The sequence below is a fragment of the Ruminococcus flavefaciens genome (assembly GCF_900119075.1).
Classification (GTDB): Bacteria; Bacillota; Clostridia; order Oscillospirales; family Ruminococcaceae; genus Ruminococcus; species Ruminococcus flavefaciens_Q.
Genome location: NZ_FPIP01000001.1, coordinates 298727 through 320082 on the forward strand (window position 1 = coordinate 298727; position 21356 = coordinate 320082).

The 21356-nt window shown below is 46.9% G+C and carries 18 protein-coding genes and 1 pseudogene; 17 read left to right on the plus strand and 2 right to left on the minus strand.

Going from position 1 to position 21356, the window contains the following annotated elements; all coding sequences use genetic code 11:
• Positions 1-87 precede the first annotated feature (87 nt).
• Positions 88-930 carry a pyridoxamine kinase gene (locus tag BT105_RS01275; protein WP_081367770.1) on the minus strand — a complete coding sequence of 281 codons (843 nt, stop codon included), beginning with the start codon at positions 928-930 and terminating at the stop codon, positions 88-90.
• A gap of 288 nt (positions 931-1218) precedes the next feature.
• Here BT105_RS01275 and BT105_RS01280 point away from each other — a divergent pair, with 288 nt between their 5' ends.
• Positions 1219-2058, plus strand: a complete 840-nt coding sequence (locus BT105_RS01280; protein ID WP_072299037.1) for a DUF3737 family protein — start codon at positions 1219-1221, stop codon at positions 2056-2058.
• A gap of 104 nt (positions 2059-2162) precedes the next feature.
• On the opposite strand, the gene BT105_RS01285 is transcribed toward BT105_RS01280, so the two are convergent.
• Entirely contained in the window at positions 2163-3362 is a 1200-nt protein-coding gene (locus BT105_RS01285; RefSeq protein WP_072299038.1) for an acetate/propionate family kinase, read from the minus strand.
• Positions 3363-3610: 248 nt separating this feature from the next.
• Between BT105_RS01285 and BT105_RS01290 the strand changes: the two genes are divergently transcribed.
• The 16 genes and pseudogenes from BT105_RS01290 (at position 3611) to BT105_RS01360 (ending at position 21291) form a co-directional block, all read left to right on the plus strand.
• Entirely contained in the window at positions 3611-4804 is a 1194-nt protein-coding gene (locus BT105_RS01290) for a nucleotidyltransferase (protein WP_072299039.1), read from the plus strand.
• Between the two features lie 4 nt (positions 4805-4808).
• On the plus strand, positions 4809-5456 hold the full coding sequence (locus tag BT105_RS01295; RefSeq protein WP_242940062.1) for an HAD family hydrolase: 648 nt from the start codon (positions 4809-4811) through the stop codon (positions 5454-5456).
• Positions 5457-5500: 44 nt separating this feature from the next.
• Positions 5501-6577 (plus strand): tRNA 2-thiouridine(34) synthase MnmA, encoded by a 1077-nt coding sequence (gene mnmA, locus BT105_RS01300; RefSeq protein WP_072299041.1) that lies wholly within the window; start codon positions 5501-5503, stop codon positions 6575-6577.
• Positions 6574-7101, plus strand: a pseudogene (locus tag BT105_RS14605) (cysteine hydrolase family protein); the annotation flags it as partial. The gene mnmA and the pseudogene BT105_RS14605, both read left to right, overlap by 4 nt.
• A 111-nt stretch (positions 7102-7212) precedes the next feature.
• Positions 7213-7587, plus strand: coding sequence for a GNAT family N-acetyltransferase (locus BT105_RS14925; RefSeq protein WP_242940075.1), 375 nt, complete (start codon positions 7213-7215; stop codon positions 7585-7587).
• A gap of 26 nt (positions 7588-7613) precedes the next feature.
• On the plus strand, positions 7614-8336 hold the full coding sequence (locus tag BT105_RS01310; RefSeq protein WP_072299043.1) for a tRNA1(Val) (adenine(37)-N6)-methyltransferase: 723 nt from the start codon (positions 7614-7616) through the stop codon (positions 8334-8336).
• Positions 8333-9157, plus strand: a complete 825-nt coding sequence (gene rsmI / locus BT105_RS01315; RefSeq protein WP_072299044.1) for a 16S rRNA (cytidine(1402)-2'-O)-methyltransferase — start codon at positions 8333-8335, stop codon at positions 9155-9157. The genes BT105_RS01310 and rsmI overlap by 4 nt, the downstream gene beginning before the upstream one ends.
• A 207-nt stretch (positions 9158-9364) precedes the next feature.
• Complete coding sequence (locus BT105_RS01320; RefSeq protein ID WP_072299045.1) at positions 9365-10210, plus strand: PHP domain-containing protein; 846 nt, start codon at positions 9365-9367, stop codon at positions 10208-10210.
• Positions 10211-10972, plus strand: coding sequence for a YdcF family protein (locus BT105_RS01325; protein WP_072299046.1), 762 nt, complete (start codon positions 10211-10213; stop codon positions 10970-10972). It abuts the gene before it with no gap.
• Positions 10973-10984: 12 nt separating this feature from the next.
• On the plus strand, positions 10985-11203 hold the full coding sequence (locus tag BT105_RS01330) for a hypothetical protein (RefSeq protein ID WP_028514875.1): 219 nt from the start codon (positions 10985-10987) through the stop codon (positions 11201-11203).
• Positions 11204-11217: 14 nt separating this feature from the next.
• Positions 11218-13746, plus strand: a complete 2529-nt coding sequence (locus BT105_RS01335; RefSeq protein WP_072299047.1) for an AMP-binding protein — start codon at positions 11218-11220, stop codon at positions 13744-13746.
• Positions 13747-13861: 115 nt separating this feature from the next.
• Positions 13862-17098, plus strand: coding sequence for a lectin like domain-containing protein (locus BT105_RS01340; RefSeq protein WP_072299048.1), 3237 nt, complete (start codon positions 13862-13864; stop codon positions 17096-17098).
• Between the two features lie 360 nt (positions 17099-17458).
• Positions 17459-17650: a hypothetical protein gene (locus BT105_RS01345; protein WP_072299049.1), complete on the plus strand. Its 192-nt coding sequence runs from the start codon at positions 17459-17461 to the stop codon at positions 17648-17650.
• Between the two features lie 110 nt (positions 17651-17760).
• Entirely contained in the window at positions 17761-19230 is a 1470-nt protein-coding gene (locus tag BT105_RS01350; protein WP_072299050.1) for an ABC transporter substrate-binding protein, read from the plus strand.
• Positions 19231-19342: 112 nt separating this feature from the next.
• Positions 19343-20395 carry a carbohydrate ABC transporter permease gene (locus BT105_RS01355; protein WP_072299051.1) on the plus strand — a complete coding sequence of 351 codons (1053 nt, stop codon included), beginning with the start codon at positions 19343-19345 and terminating at the stop codon, positions 20393-20395.
• Positions 20392-21291 carry a carbohydrate ABC transporter permease gene (locus tag BT105_RS01360; protein WP_081367755.1) on the plus strand — a complete coding sequence of 300 codons (900 nt, stop codon included), beginning with the start codon at positions 20392-20394 and terminating at the stop codon, positions 21289-21291. The genes BT105_RS01355 and BT105_RS01360 overlap by 4 nt, the downstream gene beginning before the upstream one ends.
• The last annotated feature ends 65 nt before the right edge of the window (positions 21292-21356 follow it).

Consider the following 21356-nt stretch of genomic DNA (forward strand, 5'->3'; position numbering starts at 1 on the left):
TACGAGGATATTATTGCCGTTTATGTACAAGGTAATCACAGGGAATAACTGGAATAAAAAGAAAAAGCAGCCGAAGCTGCTCTCAGATCATCTTTTATTTACGTATTCTATCAGCTTTCCGAGACAGAGCTCAAAGCAGCTTCCGTACCATGTTTCCTGCATATTTGGTATGGTAGCTTCAATGCAGTCGAGGGTGAACTTCACCGCGATATCGAGGCATTGCTGTATATCCATGCCGAGAGCGCAGGCTCCTGAGAAAACGCTGCTGAAAATGTCTCCCGTACCGTGAAAACGCATATTCACGTTCTTGTCAAAGGAGAAGTAGTATTTATCGTTCACCGAGTCATATGCGGCAGCGCCCTGCTGCTTGTCGTCAAAGTGAACTCCCGTGATAACAGGAACCTTGCAGCCGAGAGCGGCAAGTCTGCGGAGAACGTCCCTGACGTATGCTTCGTCGTAGGTCTCGGTGTAGGGGATACCGAGGAGAAAAGCCACCTCGGTCATATTAGGCATAATGAAATCAGCCTTTGCGCAGAGCCTTTTCATTTCCGATACGAACTCCTGAGTAAAGCCTGCATAGAGCTTTCCTGCGTCTCCGAGAACGGGATCTACGATTATATAGTTGTCCTTGGTGCTGAAATCGTCAAAGAAGTCAGAAACGATCTGTACCTGCTCCATAGAGCCGAGATAACCTGTGTACAGTGCGTCGAACTTCAGGTCCATGCTCTTCCAGTGCTTTGCAATAGCAGGGATATCGCTTGTAAGGTCGCGAAATGTATAGTCCTTGAAGCCCTCTCCCGTGTGAGTTGAAAGCACAGCCGTTGGGATAACTGCGGTCTCGATACCCATAGCCGAGATAATGGGCAGAGCCACTGTAAGGGAGCATTTTCCGAAGCAGGAAATGTCCTGTATAGAAACGATTTTTTTCATATTCATCATTCTTTCGATATATATTATCAATTTTTGATTATACCCCAAACAGGCGCTTTTGTCAATATGCGGAAAATAAAAAGCTGCTGTAAAAACAGCAGCTTTTAATGGATTATTCTGTATTGAGAGGTGAGAAGCAAAGCGCTGCATAAATTAAAAATATTCTTTCGGCGAATAATGCAAATAGCCGTTCTTTAGTGAAAAACAGTTGCAATTTACAAAAATGTATGTTATACTATAAAAAAATACCGCAACTTTTACCTGTATTTTTTATGAGGAGTGAGATCAATGAAAGAAATACTTAACGAGCATTTTTCTGGGGAAAGAGCTCTGTTCCAGCGCAATGGTCTGAGGATCAGCGGCACTGTTTTCGGCGAGGGAGAATCTCCGCTGAAGCATAATGCCTACATCGAGCTTTCGGACTGTGCCTTTGACGCAAAGTATCCTGTGTGGTACAGCGAAAAGGTGAAGCTGAACAACTGCACTATCCGCGAGACAGCAAAGGAAGGCATCTGGTATTCGACAGAGATAAATATTTACAACACGCTTATCGAATCGGCACAGTGCTTCCGACATTCAAACGGCATAAGCCTGAAAAACGTAACATTCACAAACGGCGACGAAACATTATGGAAATGTGCGAATATACGCATGGACGGCGTCAAGGTAAAGGGCGATTATTTCGCTATGGACTGCGACGGAATGGAGATATGCGGACTTGAACTCAGCGGCAGCAATGCCTTTGACGGTATCAAAAATGCGACTATCCGCAAGTCAGTCATCAGCGGAAGCGACTGCTTCTGGAACTGTCAGAACGTAACGATACATGATTCTGTCATTACTGGAAAGTGCTTTGGCTGGAATTCACGCAACATCATGCTGGTGAACTGCACCGTTGAGAGCTTACAGGGAATGTGCTTCATGGAAAATCTTGTGCTCAAGAACTGCAAGCTGCCAAATACTACTCTTGCATTTGAGTATTCCGACAATATCAGCGTTGACATCAAGGGCAGCATAGAAAGCGTCAAGAATCCTGCCGGCGGACTTATCAGAGCTGAATCAATCGGCGAGATAATCATGGAAAACGAAAACGTAGACGTCACAAGAACAAAGATAGTCTGCGGCTAAAGCTATAGTTAAGAGTTGAGAGTTTCGACTGACAACTAAAAAACCTCGGTGCGATAAGTGCATCGAGGTTTTTATGTTGCTTTATATTGTTTTTTGTGATATAATTACTTGGAAATGAGAGCAAGTGTATCTCTTGCGATAAGGAGCTCCTCATTTGTAGGAACGATCCAAACCTCGATCTTTGAATCAGGTGTGGAGATCTTTGTGAGCTTGCCTCTGATAGAGCGGTTGAGAGCCTCGTCGATCTTGATTCCGAAGTAATCCATGTTCTGGCAGACAGCCTCACGTACTTCCCATGAGTTCTCACCGATACCGCCTGTGAAGAGGATAGCGTCAACGCCGTTCATAGCAGCAGCGTAAGCGCCTATGTACTTCTGGATCTCGTATGTGAGCATATCAGAAACGAGCTGAGCCTTCTGGTTGCCCTGATTTGCAGCCTCCTGAATGTCACGGTTGTCAGAGCCAACGCCTGATACGCCGAGGAAACCTGACTTCTTGTTCATGTATTCGCTCATCTGTGAAGGAGTAAAGCCGTGCTTGTCAGCAACAAAAGTAACTGCTGAAGGATCAACAGAACCTGTTCTTGTACCCATAACTACACCGTCAAGAGGAGTGAAGCCCATTGATGTATCAACTGACTTGCCGCCGTCAACAGCTGTAATGGAAGAACCGTTGCCGAGGTGGCATGAAACGATCTTGAGGTCCTTTACGTCCTTGCCCATAGCGTCAGCGAGAGCCTTTGATACGAAACGGTGTGATGTGCCGTGGAAGCCGTACTTTCTTACGTGGAGCTTCTCATAATCATCATAGGGAAGACCGAACATAAATGCCTTTGGAGGCATAGTCTGGTGGAATGCTGTATCGAATACAACTACCTGAGGAACGTTTGCAGGGATAACGCTCTTACATGCTCTGAGAGCGAGAGCGTGTGCGTGGTTGTGAACAGGAGCAAGCTCGCGGAGCTCGTCGATCTTGTCGATAACCTCGTCAGTTACGAGAACAGACTTGTCGAAAACGTCAGCACCCTGTACTATTCTGTGACCTACAGCAGAGATAGCGTCCATGCTGTCGATAACCTTTGCAGCGCCTGTTGTGAGAGCCTCTACCAGCTTCATGAAAGCCTCTGTGTGGGTAGGGAATGCGCAGTCCTCGTCGAGAACTCTGCCGTCAGCAGTCTTGTGGTTGATATGTCCGTCGATACCGATACGGTCGCAGTTACCCTTTGCGATAACGCTCTCATCGCTCATGTCGATGAGCTGATACTTAAGGGAAGAGCTTCCCGCATTAACAACTAAGATGATCATATATGTAATTCCTTTCAAAAATAATTTTGCATATATTATTATATACTATTTTTTGAAAAATGCAAGTCCTTTTTTCAAATAAAAGCTCATTTAAAGTCGGTCAGGGCGTACTTTTGCCTGTTCAGACCGTAAAAAACGGGCAAATCCTTTTGCAAAACGCCCAAAACACGTCAGTAATACTTTAATAATCTGTAGAGTAGATAAAAAATTATGAAAAATCATTGAAATTTACAAGGAGAGGTAGTAAAATGAAAGTCAGCGGTATAGTATGCGAGTATAATCCGTTCCATAACGGACATCTTTATCACATAAACAAGACTCGTGAAAACGGCGCGACGCATATTGTCGCGGTAATGAGCGGCAACTTCGTACAGCGGGGCGATACAGCAGTTATGGACAAGCTTGAAAGAGCTCGTCTTGCAGTGCGCTCTGGTGCAGACCTTGTCATCGAGCTCCCTGTGCAGTATTGTCTCTCCTCGGCGGAGAATTTCGCCGCAGGAGCGGTATATCTCCTTGACGCTCTCGGAGCAGTGGACGAGATATCCTTTGGAAGTGAGTGCGGCGATGTTGAGAGTCTCCTTAAAGCAATGGAGACTGTTGACCTTGCGGCTGTTACTCATGCCGACGAGATACGCGCTATCATGGAAAAAGGCTATACCTACCCCCGTGCGCTGAATTCCGTGGTCAACGGATACGACGCAGAGGCGGCTGCTATGATATCAGAGCCCAATAATCTCCTTGCCATAGAGTATCTAAGGGCGCTGAAAAAGAGCGGCAGCAATATGACGGCTTTTACAGTAAAGCGTAAAAATGCCGCACATGACAGCGCAGAGAGCGAGGACGGTTTTGCCAGCGCTTCTCTGATACGTGAAATGATAGACAACAGAGCCGATATAGGCGAGTTTACCACTCCCGAATGGGCTGCGGCGATATCTGGAGCCGTAGAAAAGGGCGAAACAGCTTCACTTGACCGTCTGGAAAGGGTAATGCTGTATAAGCTCAGAACTTGTTCAACTGACGAGATATCCCAGATATATGACGTAGGTCAGGGACTTGAGCACAGGATATACGGAGCAAGAATGGCAGGCTCACTTGATGAACTGCTGTTCACAGTAAAGACCAAGCGATATACTATGGCGAGGATAAGACGCATTATGCTCTCCCTACTCATTGGCATAACAAAAGAGGACATGAAGCAGCTTCCGCCATACGGCAGGATACTTGCATTCAATGAGCGCGGCAGGGAGATACTTGCCCGTGCAAAGGGATCTGCAAAGATACCCTTTGCCTCCTCAATAGCCAAGCTTTCACAGCTCAGCGACACTGCCGAGCGCTTTGCTGAACTTGAGATAAGGGCGTCTGACATATACGGACTTGCTCTCAAAACTGTAACTTCGGCACAAAAGGACTACAGAGCCAAAATTATGATAGATATGGAGTAATGATTTGATAAAAGGTGTAATTTTTGATCTTGACGGCACTTTGCTGGACTCCATGACGGTATGGAGCAGTATAGATCGTGAATTTCTCATAGAGAACGGCATAACCGATCCACCTCCCGAAGTCTCGGACGTGGTGAAGAAGATGACCGTTGACCAGTCCTCCCAGTACTTCATCGACCGCTTCGGTCTCAGCTGTACAAAGGAGTACGTCATCAAGCGTATTGAGGAAATGGTTCGTCAGCGCTATGAGGAGAAGATACCACTGAAGCCATATACTACGGAGCTTCTTGACTTCCTTGACAGCCGCGGCATACCCTACGGAGTTGCCACAGCTACCTACAAGGGGCTTGCAGAGGCTGCACTGAAACGCTGCGGTGTTTTTGACAGAATGAGATTCCTGCTTACGGACAGGGAATACCCCACAGGCAAGAATTTCCCCGATATTTTCCTCGGCGCCGCGGAGCTTCTCGGTACTTCCGTTTCGGAAACCCTTGTAGTTGAGGACTCCCTTCACTGCATTGAGACTGCAAAGGCGGCAGGCTTTCCCGTATGCGGAGTCTACGACAGCGTTGCAGAAGCCGATATGCCGAGAATAATAGAGCTTTCGGACTATTACGTCAGGTCTCTTGACGAGATAATAAATATACTTTAGGGCGAACAATGTTCGCCCGTGCTGTTTTCAAAAGGAGCGATAGAATGAAAAAGGTCATGGTGGGAATGAGCGGCGGAGTTGACAGCTCCGTGGCGGCAATGCTGCTTCGCGACAGGGGCTTTGAAGTCATGGGCGTAACGCTGAAACTCTTCTCCGATGAGGATATATCCGAGGCGAAAAAAGAGGGAAAGACCTGCTGTGCGCTTTCGGACGTTGAGGACGCAAGGAGCGTGGCTTACCGTCTCGGCTTCGAGCACCTTGTTTTCAATTTCAGGGACGTTTTCCGCGAGTACGTAATGAAGCAGTTCGCAGACAGCTACCTCTGCGGCAGGACTCCCAATCCATGTATTGAGTGCAACCGCCATGTGAAGTTCGACAAAATGCTGCGCCGTGCTCAGGAGCTTGGCTACGACTACATAGCTACGGGACATTACGCCGTGAATGAGTACGACGAGGAGCGTGGACGCTGGCTGCTGAAACGCCCCAAAGACCGCAGCAAAGACCAGACCTATGTGCTCTACGCTCTCACTCAGGAGCAGCTGTCACATACACTTTTTCCACTGGGAGAGCTTGAAAAATCGCAGGTACGTGAGCTTGCGGAGCAGGCAGGTCTGGTGAACTCCAACAAGCCTGACAGTCAGGATATATGCTTCGTACCCGACGGCGATTACGCCGCATTTATCCGCAGGTCAACGGGCTGTGATACGCCCTGCGGCAACTTCGTTGATATGGAGGGAAAAGTCCTTGGTGAGCACAAGGGCATAATCAACTACACTATCGGACAGCGCAAGGGACTGGGTATCGCTCTCGGGCACCCTGCCTACGTGGTGAAAAAGGATATCGCTGCAAATACGGTCACTCTCGGTCTGGAGTCCGACCTGTATACAAAGAGCCTTATCGCTGACGATTTCAACCTTATTTCCGTTGAAAAGCTTGAAGCTCCCATGCGCGTTACTGCAAAAACGCGCTACAGTCAGAAGGAGCAGCCTGCGGTAGTATCTTACCTCGGAAACGGCGAGTACATGGTGGAGTTCGATGAGCCCCAGAGGGCGGTAACAAGCGGTCAGGCGGTAGTTCTCTACGACGGGGATATCGTAGTCGGCGGAGGTACCATAAAATGACGAAAACGGCACTTCTTGTCATAGACGCGCAGGAGCTCATAACCAATGAAAGTCTCTATGCTTTTGATAAATATATCGAGAATGTCCGCCGATTAATAGCAGGATCCCGTAAAAACGGCATAGAAGTCATCTATGTCCGCCACGATGACGGCGAGGGACAGCCCCTCTCCAAGGGTAATGAGGGTTTTGATGTGTGCAGGGAGTTTGCTCCCGAAGCAGGCGAGCGGATATTCGACAAGTTGGTGAACAGCCCCTTTCGTGACAGTGAACTGCTTGAATATCTGCGGAAAAAAGCCGTGAAAAGGCTGATAGTCACTGGCTTGCAGACGGATTACTGCATAGACGCAACGGTGAAATGCGGCTTTGAGCACGGCTTCGAGATGATAGTGCCCGAGTACTGTAATTCTACATTTGACAATGACTTTATGACAGCGGAGCAGACCTACCGTTACTATAACGAGTTCATGTGGAAAAACAGGTATGCAAACTGCGTTTCTATTGCGGAAGCTCTTGAAATGATACAGAATAACAAATATGAGCCGAAAAAAAGGAATACTAAAAAGGCAAATAACATCAGAAGAGCGACAGAAGAAGATGTTTCAAGAATTGCAGAGATACTTGTTTTTGCAAAACGAATGAAGTATCGTTCGATTTTTAAGGACGATGTGTACGCATTTGGCGAACTACAGGTTCTTTCTGTGGCTGAAAAGTACATTGAAAACGGATTTCTTAACAATATGTTCCTGTATGATGACGGAATAATAAAAGGTCTTATCCGCATTGAGAAAGAAGAGATCATTGAATTGTATGTCGATCATTTCTTCCAGGGGCAGGGAATAGGCTCGGAATTAATAGAATTTGCCAAAGAAAACTCTCAGGTAAGTTTTCTTTGGACAATTGAAAAGAACACTGATGCTATACGTTTCTATGAAGCTCATGGTTTTCATCTTACAGACAACAGGAAGCTGGAAGAAGGAACTACAGAATATATTGTAATGATGAGAAACTGATCGTTTATTTATGAAAAAGGAACATTATGGAATACAAATACGAAAAGCTTACCGATAAAATTTACGTCTGTGCCAGCAGCGACCACCGCTTCGGTACGGACGCCTTTCTGCTGGCGGATTTTTCTCAGTACCGTGCCAAGGACAAGGCTTGCGATTTAGGCACGGGCTGCGGCATAATACCGCTCATCATGCAGAAGAAAATGCCGCCGCAAGTCACATATGCGGTGGACATACAGGAGGGCGCAATAGAGCAGCTCCGTCTCGGACTTGAAAAGAGCGAAACTTCGGGCATTGTCCCCATATGCGCCGACCTGAAAGAGCTCTGGGAGGGGGCTCCTCTGGGGCAGCTCGACCTTGTGACCTGCAATCCGCCTTATAAGGTGAACAATGCAGGCTTTCAGAGCGTTATCACAGCCCAGAAAATAGCCCGTCACGAGATACTCTGCACTATTGACGACGTTTGCGCGGCAGCTCATAAACTGCTGAAATTCGGCGGCAGGCTCTGCGTCTGCAATCGTCCCGAGCGTCTCAGTGACGTTATATTTGCCATGAAAAATCACGATATCGAGCCAAAAAGGCTTCGCTTCGTATCGAAAAACGCCGACGAAGCTCCGTGGCTTTTCCTTATCGAGGGCAAAAAGGGCTCAAAGCCCTTTATGAAAGTGGAGCCTCAGCTATACATACGCAGCGAAAACGGCTTCACGGAGGAGCTGCAAAGGATATACGACACAGGAAAGGAGCAGCCATGAGCGGTACATTTTACGTTATAGGAACACCCATAGGCAATCTTGACGACGTTACAATAAGACAGCTCGATACTCTCGGAGCTGTGGACTTTATATGCGCCGAGGATACCCGTGTTACGCTGAAATTATTGAATCGCTTCGAGATAAAGAAGCCCCTTGTAAGCTTTCACGAGCATAGCTCCAAGGCTGACGCGCAGAAGATAATCGACAGGCTTCTTGCAGGGGAGAGCTGCGGTATCGTTACTGACGCAGGTATGCCCTGTATTTCCGATCCCGGAGAGGTGCTTGTGAAGATGTGCGCCGAGAGCGGTATCGACATAAAGGTAGTCCCAGGACCAAGCGCTGTTGTTTCTGCGGTCGCTGTTTCGGGACTAAGCACTCGCAGATTTACCTTTGAGGGGTTCCTGCCCGTTCCCAAAAAAGAGCGCACCGAGCGCCTTGAAAAGCTCCGCGGCGAGACTGCGGTCATGGTGTTCTATGAAGCTCCCCACAAACTGAAAACAACTCTCGCAGACCTTGCACAGGCTTTCGGCGGAGAACGCAGGATAGCGCTATGCCGTGAGCTTACCAAGATACATGAGGAAGTATTGCGGCTTACTCTTGCCGAGGCTGTTGAGTACTATAATAATAACGAGCCACGCGGAGAGTTTGTTCTCGTTCTTGAGGGAGCGCAGGAGGGCACTGGTGAGGAAATAACCATAGAGCAGGCTATGGCTCAGGTGCAGAAGCTCATAGAAATGGGCGAGAAACCCACCGACGCCTGCAAAGCTGTGGCAAAGGAAACGGGCTTCAGAAAAAGCGAGCTTTACGCGAAGCTTCAGTGATAATTTTTACTGCTGATATTGCGTAAAAGTTATAAAAATTTGAAAAATGCAATAAAATACTTGAACTTTTGCTGGATTTGTGATATAATTATAGGCGTTATTTATATTGTAACGGTAAAATTTGCGATTATGTTCTAAAAAAAGCGCCATATAAATACAATATTATTAAATTCAGCCGCTGTAGAATGCGGCGAAAGAAGGTTATGTATGATTTGCGATCTGCACTGTCACACTACGCTTTCCGACGGCTCGCTTGGCATTGAAGATGTAATTGCACAGGCGAAGCGCATGAATATCGACTGGCTCTCTATCACAGACCATGATACAATGGCTTCTTTTTCAAGAGCTGATGTTCTTGGCGAACGCGCAGGAGTAAAAATGCTCCACGGCGTAGAGCTTTCGGCATGGGATAAGGAAAGAAACAGCAAGGTACACATACTTTGCTATGCACCTTCAAAGCCTAACCGACTTGAAGGACTTTGTTTGAAATCCTGCGAGATAAGAAAGGAATGCTCCAAGGAAATGATCGAAAAGGTCATGGCGAAGTTCCCTATAACGCAGGAGAGCATACTTAAACGTACCACAGCTTCAAAGAGCATATTCAAGCAGCATATCATGCGTGCTCTTATAGACTACGGCTATGCCCTTGAGTTCTACGGAGACCTTGACAGAGAGCTGTTCAATCCCAAGAACGGTTCATGCTATGTTGAGCGTGAGTACCCTGACGTAAATTTTGTAATCGACCTGATACATACCGCAAGGGGAGTAGCTGTTATGGCTCACCCTGCACAGTACGACAATATAGAGCTTCTTGAGGAGCTTGCCAAGAACGGCAAGATAGACGGCGTTGAGGTAGGACATTTCTCCGCAGATGAAAGCTGCCGAAGCGACCTCAGAGCCATTGCCGAGAAGTACGAGCTTATCCGGACAGGCGGCTCAGACTTCCACGGACTTTATAATAAGGTACCGACTCACCTCGGAAGCGAAACAACTTCAAAGGAAAATCTTGACAGGATACTAAAGCTTGCCGCTGCAAGGAGCAAAGAGGCATAAATGGACGCAAAGGTTATACCTGCGGTCATATGCTTCGGGCTCTTTCTGCTGTTTGCCGCACCAGTACTCACAGGCATATTCAATCTGGGCAACGGCGCAGGCATGGCAGTTTCGGCAATGCTGACAGCCATATTTCTGCTGTGGGGCAGATTCACTGCTTTCCTCGGAAAATCGTGGTCAGGAGCTCTCGGCAGAACAGTTCTTATAATAATAAGTGTGATAACGGCAGCTTCTGTGGTGCTTGCTGTCGTTATCAGTGTATTCATGCTTCGTGCGGCTGACGATCCTCCCAAGGACGAAAATACTACCGTGGTAGTTCTCGGCTGTAAGGTAAAGGACGGTAGACCGAGTCTCATGCTGGGACGAAGGCTTGAAGCCGCATATAAATATCTTTCGGAGCATGACAGCGTTTGCGCCGTAGTTTCGGGCGGACAGGGAAAGGACGAAGCCATGAGCGAGGCTCAGTGTATGAGGGACTGGCTTGTGGGACGGGGCATAGCTCCCGAAAGGATATTCATGGAGGACAAGTCTGTGAATACCGAGGAGAATCTTCGTTTTTCCAAAAAGATAATAGCCGAAAACGGCTTGCCCGAAACAGTAACTCTTATCACCGACGGATTTCATCAGCTCCGTGCTGAGATGATAGCCGAAAAACAGGGGATAAGCGCTTACAATATATCGGGATATACCTCATGGTATATCGTTCCTACCTACTGGGTAAGGGAATGGTTCGGCGTGGTACACTACAAGCTTTTCGGATAGGAGCGATGAGCCGTGCAATGGGTGATAAAGCGCAGTACTGATGATCTGTATGCAGTTTCACGGCGTTTATTCGTGCACAGCAATGTATTTGCCAGACGCTTCAAAACAAAGAAGCAGGCGGAGGCATATATAACGTCAGCTGGTTTTGACAAGGGCATACACACAGCTGTAGAACTTCAGGTTCAGGCTGATGATATGATAGATATGACAGACAGCGATATTAATTTTTAAAAGGAATGATAAATGTGAAAATCGGATTTTCAACACTTGCTTGTCCTGAATGGTCATGGACAGACATTTATTCAATGGCAAAGGATTTTAAATTTGACGGTATCGAGATCAGAGGTCTCGGCAATGAGATATTCTCCGTCAAGGCTCAGCCCTTTACAGAGGCACAGCTACCTAATACCATTGCCAAGCTACAGTCGCTGGGACTTGAAATTCCTTGTCTATCATCAGGTGCCTGCCTTAAATTCAAGGACAAGTATCAGGAGGCAGAGGACGAGATAAAGGCTTATGCTCAGCTTGCAAGCAAGCTCGGCGCTTCTTATATCAGAATACTGGGCGACCTTGAGCCTGCTCCAGGCGGTGATGTTGACGATGACTATATCATAGAGACTTTAAAGAAGCTCGTTCCTATTGCTGAGGAGTACAATGTAACTCTACTCGTTGAGACAAACGGCGTATATTCCGATACTGCAAGACTTGCAAAGGTGCTTGACAGCGTAAAGAGCCGCAAGGTGGCTGCTCTCTGGGATATGCATCACCCCTATCGTTATAACAATGAAGCTCCCGAGACTACAGTTTCAAATCTCGGCGAGTATATCAAATACATACAGGTCAAGGACAGCGTTATGCGTGAGGACGGCACTGTAGAGTACCGTATCATGGGCACTGGCGATATCCCTGTAAAGGCTATGATAGAAGCTCTTGACACTATCAACTATAACGGATATATCTCACTTGAATGGGTAAAGCGCTGGGCTCGCGACCTCAGTGATGCAGGTATCGTAATTCCTCAGTTTGCTGAGTATATGGCTCCATACAAGAAGAAACACAAGCATCCTCTCCAGACAAACATGAGAGGTGACGGTCAGTATCCATGGCCAAAGGAGCGTATCCTCAACTATACATTCCCAGACATACTTGACCGTATCTGCGAGCAGTTCCCCAATCAGTATGCATTCCGCTATACTGAGCTTGACTATACAAGAACATATCCCGAGTTCCGCGACGACGTTGATACCTTCGCTCGTTCACTCCTTGCAATGGGCGTAAAGAAGGGCGACCACGTTGCTATCTGGGCTACGAATGTTCCTCAGTGGTATATCACTTTCTGGGCAACCACAAAGATCGGTGCTGTTCTTGTTACAATGAACACAGAATACCGTATCCACGAGGCTGAGTATCTTCTGAGACAGTCCGATACTATGACTCTCGTTATGATAGACGGTATCAAGAACATCAACTACGTTGACATCATCAAGGAGCTCTGTCCCGAGCTGGAGACCTGCGAGGCAGGAAAGCTCAATTCTGCAAAGCTTCCTTACCTCAAGAACGTCATCACTGTTGACTCAGAGAACAAGGGCTGCTTTACATGGGAGCAGGCTGTTGAGCTTTCAAAGAATGTTCCCTACAGCGAGGTTGAGCGCGTAAGAAAGACTATTGATATCCATGATGTTGCAAATATGCAGTACACCTCGGGAACCACAGGCTTCCCTAAGGGAGTAATGCTTACACATTATAATGTTGTAAACAACGGTAAGGCTATCGGAGACTGCATGGACCTCTCCACAGCCGACCGTATGATGATACAGGTGCCTATGTTCCACTGCTTCGGCATGGTTCTGGCAATGACAGCTTCTATGACTCACGGTACAACAATGTCTCCTATAACACGTTTCTCACCGAGAAAGGGACTTGCTTGCATCAACAAGGAAAAGATAACCTGCTTCCACGGAGTTCCTACAATGTTCATTGCTATGCTTGGACACGAGGACTTCCCGAAGACAGACTTCTCTTACATGAGAACAGGTATCATGGCAGGCTCTCCTTGTCCTATCAAGACAATGGAGGAAGTTGTCGAGAAGATGCACATGAGCGAGATATGCATCACTTACGGACAGACCGAAGCTTCTCCCGCAACTACCATGAGCAAGACAACTGACTCATTGGAGCAGCGTGTCAATACAGTCGGCGGACCTATCTTCGGCGTTGAGTGCCGTATAGTTGATCCCGAGACAAATCAGGAGGTTCCTGATGACGTTGACGGCGAGTTCGTAGCAAGAGGCTACAACATCATGAAGGGCTACTATAAGATGCCCGAGGCTACTGCTGCCGCTATCGACAGCGAGGGGTGGCTCCACACAGGCGACCTTGCAAGACGCCGCTCTTCTGACGGATATTTCAAGATAACAGGACGTATCAAGGATATGATAATCCGCGGCGGTGAGAACATCTACCCCAAGGAGATAGAGGACTTCCTTTACACATATCCTAAGGTAAAGGACGTTCAGGTAATAGGCGTTCCTGATGAGGACTACGGCGAGGAAATAATGGCTTGTATCGTTCTTCAGGACGGAGAAACAGCTACGGAACAGGAGATCAAGGACTTCTGCCTTGCAAGAATGGCAAAGCACAAGTGTCCGAGATATGTTGACTTTGTTGACGGATTCCCGATGAATGCCGCAGGAAAGATACTCAAGTACAAGATGAGAGAGCAGGCAGTTGAAAAGCTGAAGCTCCACAAGGCTGACAGTATCGTTACCGCCTGATAGCCGAGTACATATTAAATATATAAGCCCGTATTTGAAGAAAGTACGGGCTTTTTCTTGCTTTTTTTGTGATTATGTGTTATAATAGCCCTATATGACCGAAGGGGGCGGTATAATGAATAGGTTCAGCAGTGGTTTGGCGGCTATTCTTACAGCGGCGGCAGTAGCCTGCTGTTCTGTGCCTGCGTCTGTTATCGCGGAGTCAAAAACTATATGGGAAAAAAGCCGCAAAGAAGTTGTAGTATCAGCTCACAGCGGCACTTTATCAATGCCTGTTCTTCGCTCGGTAGCTGCGCAGGACGGCGTGAGGTTCGAGCCTTCCGCTCCGTATATGCCCATAGGCACAAATACTGTCAAGGCAGCTGACAGGGAAGAACTCCCCTCAGCGTTTGATATGCGCAAGGTATACGGTACTGCTTCCGTAAAGAGTCAGGGCTCTTACGGTACCTGCTGGGTACACGCGGCTATAGCAAGCGCAGAATCAAGTATGCTGTCCTATGTTCCGCATATCGACCTGTCGGAGCTCCACACGGCTTATTATAATTATTTCGGCTTCGGTCAGCTGAGACCTGCCTCCACAGAGACCTCGGATATTCTTTCCGAGGGCGGCAACGCCCGTATGATAACCAATCTCTGGTCACAGTGGATAGGACCTGTCAGCGAGGAGAAGCTACCATATGAAAATACAAGCTTCTTTGATAACCGCACGGATACTGAGCTTATGAATTATCAGTCGGATTATCACCTTAAAAACGCCTATAATTTTGAATATGACAGCGACGGATCTAATTTTGACGAGATAAATGCACTTGTCAAGGACTTTCTGTACAGCGGACAGGCAGTTGATGTTTCTTACTGGTCCGACAAAGGAAAGAACTGGTCAAGCGAGTACAACAGCTCCTACTGCGATCGCAAGCCGAGATTCGCAAACCATGCTGTTACTATAGTCGGCTGGGACGACAGCTATCCTGCTTCTCACTTCAGGAAGAAGCCCAAGGGCAACGGCGCATGGCTCTGCCGCAACAGCTGGGGAACTCACGACGGCGACGACGGATATTTCTGGCTTTCCTATTATGACGGCACGCTGAGTGATTTTGCGGTCTATCAGCTGGAAAACACCGACGAGCACGATATCATCTATCAGTATGACAGCTTCATACCCATACAGACAATGTCAGCTTATGAAACTGCCGAGGAAAACGGTTCGTCCTATATGGCAGATGTTTTTACTTCGGTGGGAGACATACAGCTGAGCGCTGTGGGTACTTACATATATAATGCAGGCACTGAATACGAAGTGACTGTATATTCGGGACTCAAGGACAAGAACGATCCGTCGTCAGGAACTCCCTCGGCTGTTACCAAGGGCAAATGCGATATGACGGGCTTCTTCACTATCGACCTTGACGAGCCCGTAATACTTACAGAAAATGAGCAGTTCAGCGTTGTTGTGAAGCTCTACTGCGAGGATTCGCCTTTTGTTCTCCCACTGGAGAGCAGTCTCTACGTAGAGAGCGAGGATAATTCAATAACCGACATAAGCACTTATGTTTCGGACAGCGAAATGCGCGATCTTACAGGCAGGGGCGAGAGCTTTTTCAGTGCTGACGGCAAAACATGGACAGACGTCTGCGACGAGAGCGTGACTTATACCCAAGAGGAAAAGCAGTTCATGCTTGACTCGTTTATAGAACAGCTCTACGACGGCATAGACGAAAGCGATACCGAACTCTGGCGTGCCGCACAGCAGGGTGAAAAGAATTACAGAAAACTGTTCGCTATGGGCGATATCAAGTCCAATTTCGGCAATGTTACGTTAAAAGCCTATGCAGAGCCTGTTGGCAAGGTTAAGTTTTCACAGCCTGCGGGAGCAGTAGCTCCTGATGAAAAGGTGGAGCTTTCCTGCGGCAGTTCTCAGGGAGATATATTTTTTGCCGTAAACGATAATGCGGAGAGCAGATATGAAGCTCCGCTTGCTATAACAGACGCGGTAAAAATAAGCGCCTATGCCGTAAACGGAGGCATAAAGGGCAATGTTGTCTCGGAGAGAAGCTTTGCTCCGAAATACGCCGCCTTTAACTGGATAGGCTACAGGTCTGCTTCTGAGGTCTACAACCGAGACCTCAGATACGCAACCCGTATATCCGACCACGAATATACTATCAATATTCCCGAGGAATTTGATTCCATTTCAATCACTCTCGGAACTGTGAATAACGTTGAATACAACGGCAGAAAGTACGGCGCTTACGGCGTGATTGATTCCGTGTCTGCGGATTACGGACTTACAGATGTTGAGTTTAAGCTGACAGGGGAGAATTGTATCGACAATACAGTTACTCTGCATATAAACCGCTCTCTGGTGCGGTTCGATGTTCAGAGAGGTATCATCAGCACCTCACTTGCCGACAGTATAGTTGCTCCCGACGGAAAACTTCTTTCTGTAGGCACCAACGTACTGGAATATGCAGGAAAAACGCTAACTGCCGTTAAGGACGGCAAAGAGATACCAGTTACTGTTCCCGACAGAGCGGATATATCCGAGCTTAAGATAAACTACCGTGCAGAAGCTCTCGGACCTTTCAGCAGAGAGGTGAGCGAAAAGCTTGAAATAGCCACAGGTAAGTCAGATGACAATGAGTTCGGCTCAGCAAAGGGAAGAATTATCAGCGGCGCCGATGTATCTCCCGAGGATTACGGCTTATACTATATAGGTATAATCCCGGGTGAATCGTTCAGGCTCAGAGTTTCAGGCGGAAACGGCATATTCCCAAGCGAGACCGTCAGGTATGATATCCCCGATGCTCCTGCATGGGTTCCCGATATCGGCTCCCTTAAGCAGTACGACGCAGATCACTGCGCATTTGAGGACGATATTTATGAGATCGCCTATGAGGGATACTTCTCTGAGATGATAATAGACGAGATAGCCAGCGAATACGGCTATACCTATGAAGAATTCGAGACGCTTATGGAAAAGCGTACAGGTCTTGAAAGAGAGGCTCTCAATAAAGTCATCGGGAGCGAATACAAGGCAGGCAGCATTATAAAATATGAAACACGCTGCTATGTCAGGTATTCCGCGACTGATAATTCCTTTGCTTCTCGGACGGTATATGTCCCGAAACAGTATGGAGCAAAGGCAGGCGACGTGAACTTTGACGGTCATGTGAACGCTGTAGACGCCTCAGCTGTACTGAGCCACTATGCGGCGATATCCACGGACAGACCAAGCGAACTTACCGATTCACAGGCAAGAATGGGGGATATGGACGGCGACGGGAACACAAATGCCGTGGACGCTTCCATTATCCTTGAGATATATGCGTTCAACTCTATTGGCAGATTTTAACAAAGTCGAATATATGTTTGATAAAAACGCTCAAAACGGAGCAGGTTTATCAAAAGAAATTTTATATGTTGGGCAATAGCCATAAAAGAATAAGCTCCCATTGGGTAATAAATGTCAATATGACTTCCAAAAAACCTTTTACCGATTTGTAACTTTCGCACATAATCATGTGATTGTGCACAATGAGGGGAAGGTAATCTTGGATAATCCAACCAAAAAAGGTTAAAGAATGATACAAAGTATTGACTTTGACCGCAAAATACGGTATATTTGTAAATGCAAAAGCAATTGTTGCATAATGACTGCTTGTCCGAGAGGGAAAGATAAACGTTCGGAACTGATCGGCGACAGTATTATGATATGGAATGTATGCAGATTGCACAGGCTCTTGTGACGTCAGATGTGAAGTACGTTCACAGCTGTTCGCCGCCCATGCATGAAACAGACAGGAAGTATAAAAACAGCTGCAATGCAAAAAAGAAATATGTGAAGCTGAGCTTCACGGGAACAGAAGCAAAGGTTGACGGAACGGTTGCAGGACGTCAGCGGTGAGCACAATCATCGGACAGTAATAAAGCCGCGATGTTACCCGCAAACAATATTATTAACCACGTAAATATTATACGCAAGTATAATATAGATATTTAAGGAGGAAAAATCTCATGAACACACTTAAGAGAACTTTAGCTTTAGTAGCTACACTCGCAATGACAGCTACAGCTTTCGCAAGCTGCGGCGACAAGGGCTCATCTTCAAGCGACAAGGCAACAGAGGCAACAACTGCTGCTAAGGAAGAACCAACAGAAGGCGCAGAGCCAACAACAGTTGAGCCAGAGGGCGACGGCACAATCGATGCTTCAGTAAAGACAGGCGGCGACACATTCACAGTTGCAGCTTGGAACCACGATGACGTTCCTGCTCTTATCGCTTCTTGGAAGGGCCTTAACGCAGATACAATCGTTCAGGATCTTGCAGACGGTAAGGTAGAGGGCATCAAGTTCATCGACTTCGGTGTAGGCGGCGGAAAGGCTTCCGAGAACTACGACCAGCTCTTCAATGACGGTACAGACCTCGATGTTTACTTCGTAGAGGCTGACTGGGCACTCAAGTACATCAACGATGATTCAAGAACACTTCCTCTCAGCAAGCTCGGTCTTGGTGACAGCGATTTTGCTAACATCTATAAGTACACAGACGAAATCGGTAAGGATTCCAACGGCGTTCGTAAGGGTATCTCATGGCAGGCTGCAGCAGGCGGCTTCGCTTACAGAGCTGACCTTGCTAAGGAGTACCTCGGTGCTGAGACACCTGCTGATATGCAGAAGCAGATCAACAACTGGGATAACTTCGTAGCAGCTGCTAAGACAGTTTCTGAGAAGTCAAGCGGCAGCGTTGCTCTCGCTGATTCACTCGGTGGTCTGTGGCAGGCATTTGCTTGTGGACGTACACAGCCTTGGGTTAAGGACAACAAGCTCGTTATCGATGATTCTTGCAAGAAGTTTGCTGATACAGCAAAGGCTCTCTGGGATTGCGGCGGTGTTACAAAGAACAGCCAGTGGACAGATGAGTGGACAGCTGCAGGCGTTTCAGGCAATGTAATGGGTTACTTCGTTTCAACTTGGGGCTTCGGCGGATTCTTCCTCGATGCTGCAGGCGGAGAAGGCGGCGCTCAGTACGGCAAGTGGGCTGTATGTGAAGGACCTCAGGCATTCTACTGGGGCGGTACTTGGATGGTTGTTAATCCAAAGACTGATAACGGTGACCTCGCAAGAGAGTTCATCATTGCTGCTACATCTGACGAAGCTAAGATGTCTGCATACGCTAAGAGCAAGCCAGAGTATGTAAACAACTCTAAGGTTATGGACGATCTTATCTCTGCTAACACAGTATTCAACGAGAAGATCTCCGGCAACTTCGCTGACAAGCAGAACTACTTCGCAGAGCTCGCTAACAACGCTAAGAACATCGACTTCAAGGGCCTCATCACTCCTTTCGATTCAACAATCAAGGGCAACTTCGCTGACGCTGTTAAGGAGAACTACCTTGAGGGCGGCAAGGACTGGGATGCAACTGTTGATGCATTCAAGGACAAGGTTGCTGAGTCAGTACCTGATCTCGAGTGGGAAGACTAATTTAAGTAAAATAGTCTAACAGTACAATGTAATAAATATGCCTACGGAATACTCATGTATTCCGTAGGTGTATATTTATTTATATTATTATTCTACCGAGAGGGTGTGTGTTATGGCATCAGGCGCGCAGAGACGCATAAAGTCTATTAGCTATGCAAAGTATGGCTATATCTTTATTTTGCCGTTTTTTCTTGTTTATTTCTTTTTCCAATTATGGCCGCTGATCAACACCTTTATCGTAAGTTTCCATGGCAACGGTAAGTCCGTTGAAGCATGGGTCGGACTTCAGAACTATAAGGACATTCTTTTTGGCGGAACCAGAAAAGTTCGAGTTATCCACGAGAGCTTTTTCCAGTGCCTGAGAAATACTGTTATCCTTTGGGTCGGTAACTTTATTCCTCAGCTCGCACTTTCACTTTCACTGGCTGTTTGGTTTACAGAAGCACAGTTAAAGATCCCGGGCAAGGGTTTCTTTAAGGTTGTTATGTACCTTCCAAACATCATCACTGCTGCCTCAGTAGCTGTACTTTTCCTTCAGCTCTGCGGACAGTCAGAAACAAACCCCGGCGCTGTAAACTACCTCTTATATAAGATGGGAATAGTTCACAGAGACGCTACTTCGGGACTTTACGACTGTGTACCTCTCGTTGAGGGCGTTTGGCAGTCACGTATCGTAATCATGTTTATCCAGACATGGATGTGGTTCGGTAATACCATGATCATGCTCATGTCAGGTATTCAGGGTATCAACCCTTCACTGTTCGAGGCTGCAAGCATCGACGGTGCAAGCTCAGGTCAGGTATTCAGAAAGATCACTCTTCCGCTTCTTACTCCAATCATGGCATACACACTTATCACTTCCATGATCGGTGGTCTCCAGATGTTCGATATTCCTTTCCTCTACACCAAGACTGGTAACGTTAAGGATCATATCAAGACTCTGGCGGTAATGATCTTCCAATACTTCCACGCTCAGGCTGATGAGAATAAGATGGGTTACGCTGGTGCTACATCAGTACTCCTCTTCTTTATTACTCTTGCTCTCGGTCTCCTTGCATTCTATCTTACAAGAGACAAGGACGAGATCGCTAAGAAGAAGCAGCGTAAAAAGATCGCTCAGCAGGCTAAGAGAGAAAGCAAGCAGTTTGGAGGGATCAGTTTATGAGTGATAACATGAAAGATGTTTACGGAAAGGCAAAGGACAATTACAGCTTTAAGATCAAATTAAAGTCTGGTATTCTTGTCGTTTGGTTCATTATCCTTACAATCATATGTCTGCTTCCTATTTATATCCTTGTTATCAACGCAACACGTTCACACACGGATATAGCAAACGGACTCAGCTTTATTCCAAGCAATTATCTGAAGAAAAACTGGGACAAGGTATTTACTGATCCAGGATTCAAGCTCTGCTACAGTGCTCTTCACGGTTACAAGAACAGCTTGATCATCACAATATGCTCAACCTTCCTCACAGTTTTCTTCTCAGCTCTGACTGCTTACGGAATCCATGTATATGACTTCAAACTCAAGGAGATCTCCTATACAGTTATCCTCCTTGTTATGATGGTACCTATGCAGGTAACATCTGCCGGATTCATTGCATTTATGTCAGACCTCAAACTGACAAATACATACTGGCCTCTTATAATCCCTTCGGTCGCGGCTCCGGGTGTTGTATACTTTATGAGATCATACATGAAGTCATCATTCCCGCTGGATATCGTTGAAGCTGCTCGTATCGACGGCTGCGGAGAGTTCAGAACTTTCATCTCAATTGCAATCCCAATGATGAAGCCAGCTATTGCTGTACAGGCTATTTTCGCTTTCATCGCAAGCTGGAACAACTTCTATACACCTAACATGATCCTCATCAGTGTTGATCTGAAGCAGAAGACACTTCCTATGATGGTATCTGCTCTTCAGTCATCTGATAAGTTCAATGATTACGGTGCTATTTACCTTGCAATTGCGCTTGCTATTATTCCTATCATAATCGCTTATGTATTCCTCTCAAGATTCATCATCGCTGGTGTTGCTCTTGGTGGTGTAAAGGAATAATCACAAAAAATCACAGCACACTTCGGTGTGCTGTTTTTTTATGGACGCTTCGGCGTCCTTTTTTG

Bases quoted from the DNA above. Each gene is read 5' to 3' on its own strand.
- BT105_RS01275 (WP_081367770.1), bottom strand. From the start codon at position 930: ATGAAAAAAATCGTTTCTATACAGGACATTTCCTGCTTCGGAAAATGC.
- BT105_RS01280 (WP_072299037.1), top strand. From the start codon at position 1,219: ATGAAAGAAATACTTAACGAGCATTTTTCTGGGGAAAGAGCTCTGTTC.
- BT105_RS01285 (WP_072299038.1), bottom strand. From the start codon at position 3,362: ATGATCATCTTAGTTGTTAATGCGGGAAGCTCTTCCCTTAAGTATCAG.
- BT105_RS01290 (WP_072299039.1), top strand. From the start codon at position 3,611: ATGAAAGTCAGCGGTATAGTATGCGAGTATAATCCGTTCCATAACGGA.
- mnmA (WP_072299041.1), top strand. From the start codon at position 5,501: ATGAAAAAGGTCATGGTGGGAATGAGCGGCGGAGTTGACAGCTCCGTG.
- BT105_RS14925 (WP_242940075.1), top strand. From the start codon at position 7,213: ATGAAGTATCGTTCGATTTTTAAGGACGATGTGTACGCATTTGGCGAA.
- BT105_RS01310 (WP_072299043.1), top strand. From the start codon at position 7,614: ATGGAATACAAATACGAAAAGCTTACCGATAAAATTTACGTCTGTGCC.
- rsmI (WP_072299044.1), top strand. From the start codon at position 8,333: ATGAGCGGTACATTTTACGTTATAGGAACACCCATAGGCAATCTTGAC.
- BT105_RS01320 (WP_072299045.1), top strand. From the start codon at position 9,365: ATGATTTGCGATCTGCACTGTCACACTACGCTTTCCGACGGCTCGCTT.
- BT105_RS01325 (WP_072299046.1), top strand. From the start codon at position 10,211: ATGGACGCAAAGGTTATACCTGCGGTCATATGCTTCGGGCTCTTTCTG.
- BT105_RS01340 (WP_072299048.1), top strand. From the start codon at position 13,862: ATGAATAGGTTCAGCAGTGGTTTGGCGGCTATTCTTACAGCGGCGGCA.
- BT105_RS01345 (WP_072299049.1), top strand. From the start codon at position 17,459: ATGGAATGTATGCAGATTGCACAGGCTCTTGTGACGTCAGATGTGAAG.
- BT105_RS01350 (WP_072299050.1), top strand. From the start codon at position 17,761: ATGAACACACTTAAGAGAACTTTAGCTTTAGTAGCTACACTCGCAATG.
- BT105_RS01355 (WP_072299051.1), top strand. From the start codon at position 19,343: ATGGCATCAGGCGCGCAGAGACGCATAAAGTCTATTAGCTATGCAAAG.
- BT105_RS01360 (WP_081367755.1), top strand. From the start codon at position 20,392: ATGAGTGATAACATGAAAGATGTTTACGGAAAGGCAAAGGACAATTAC.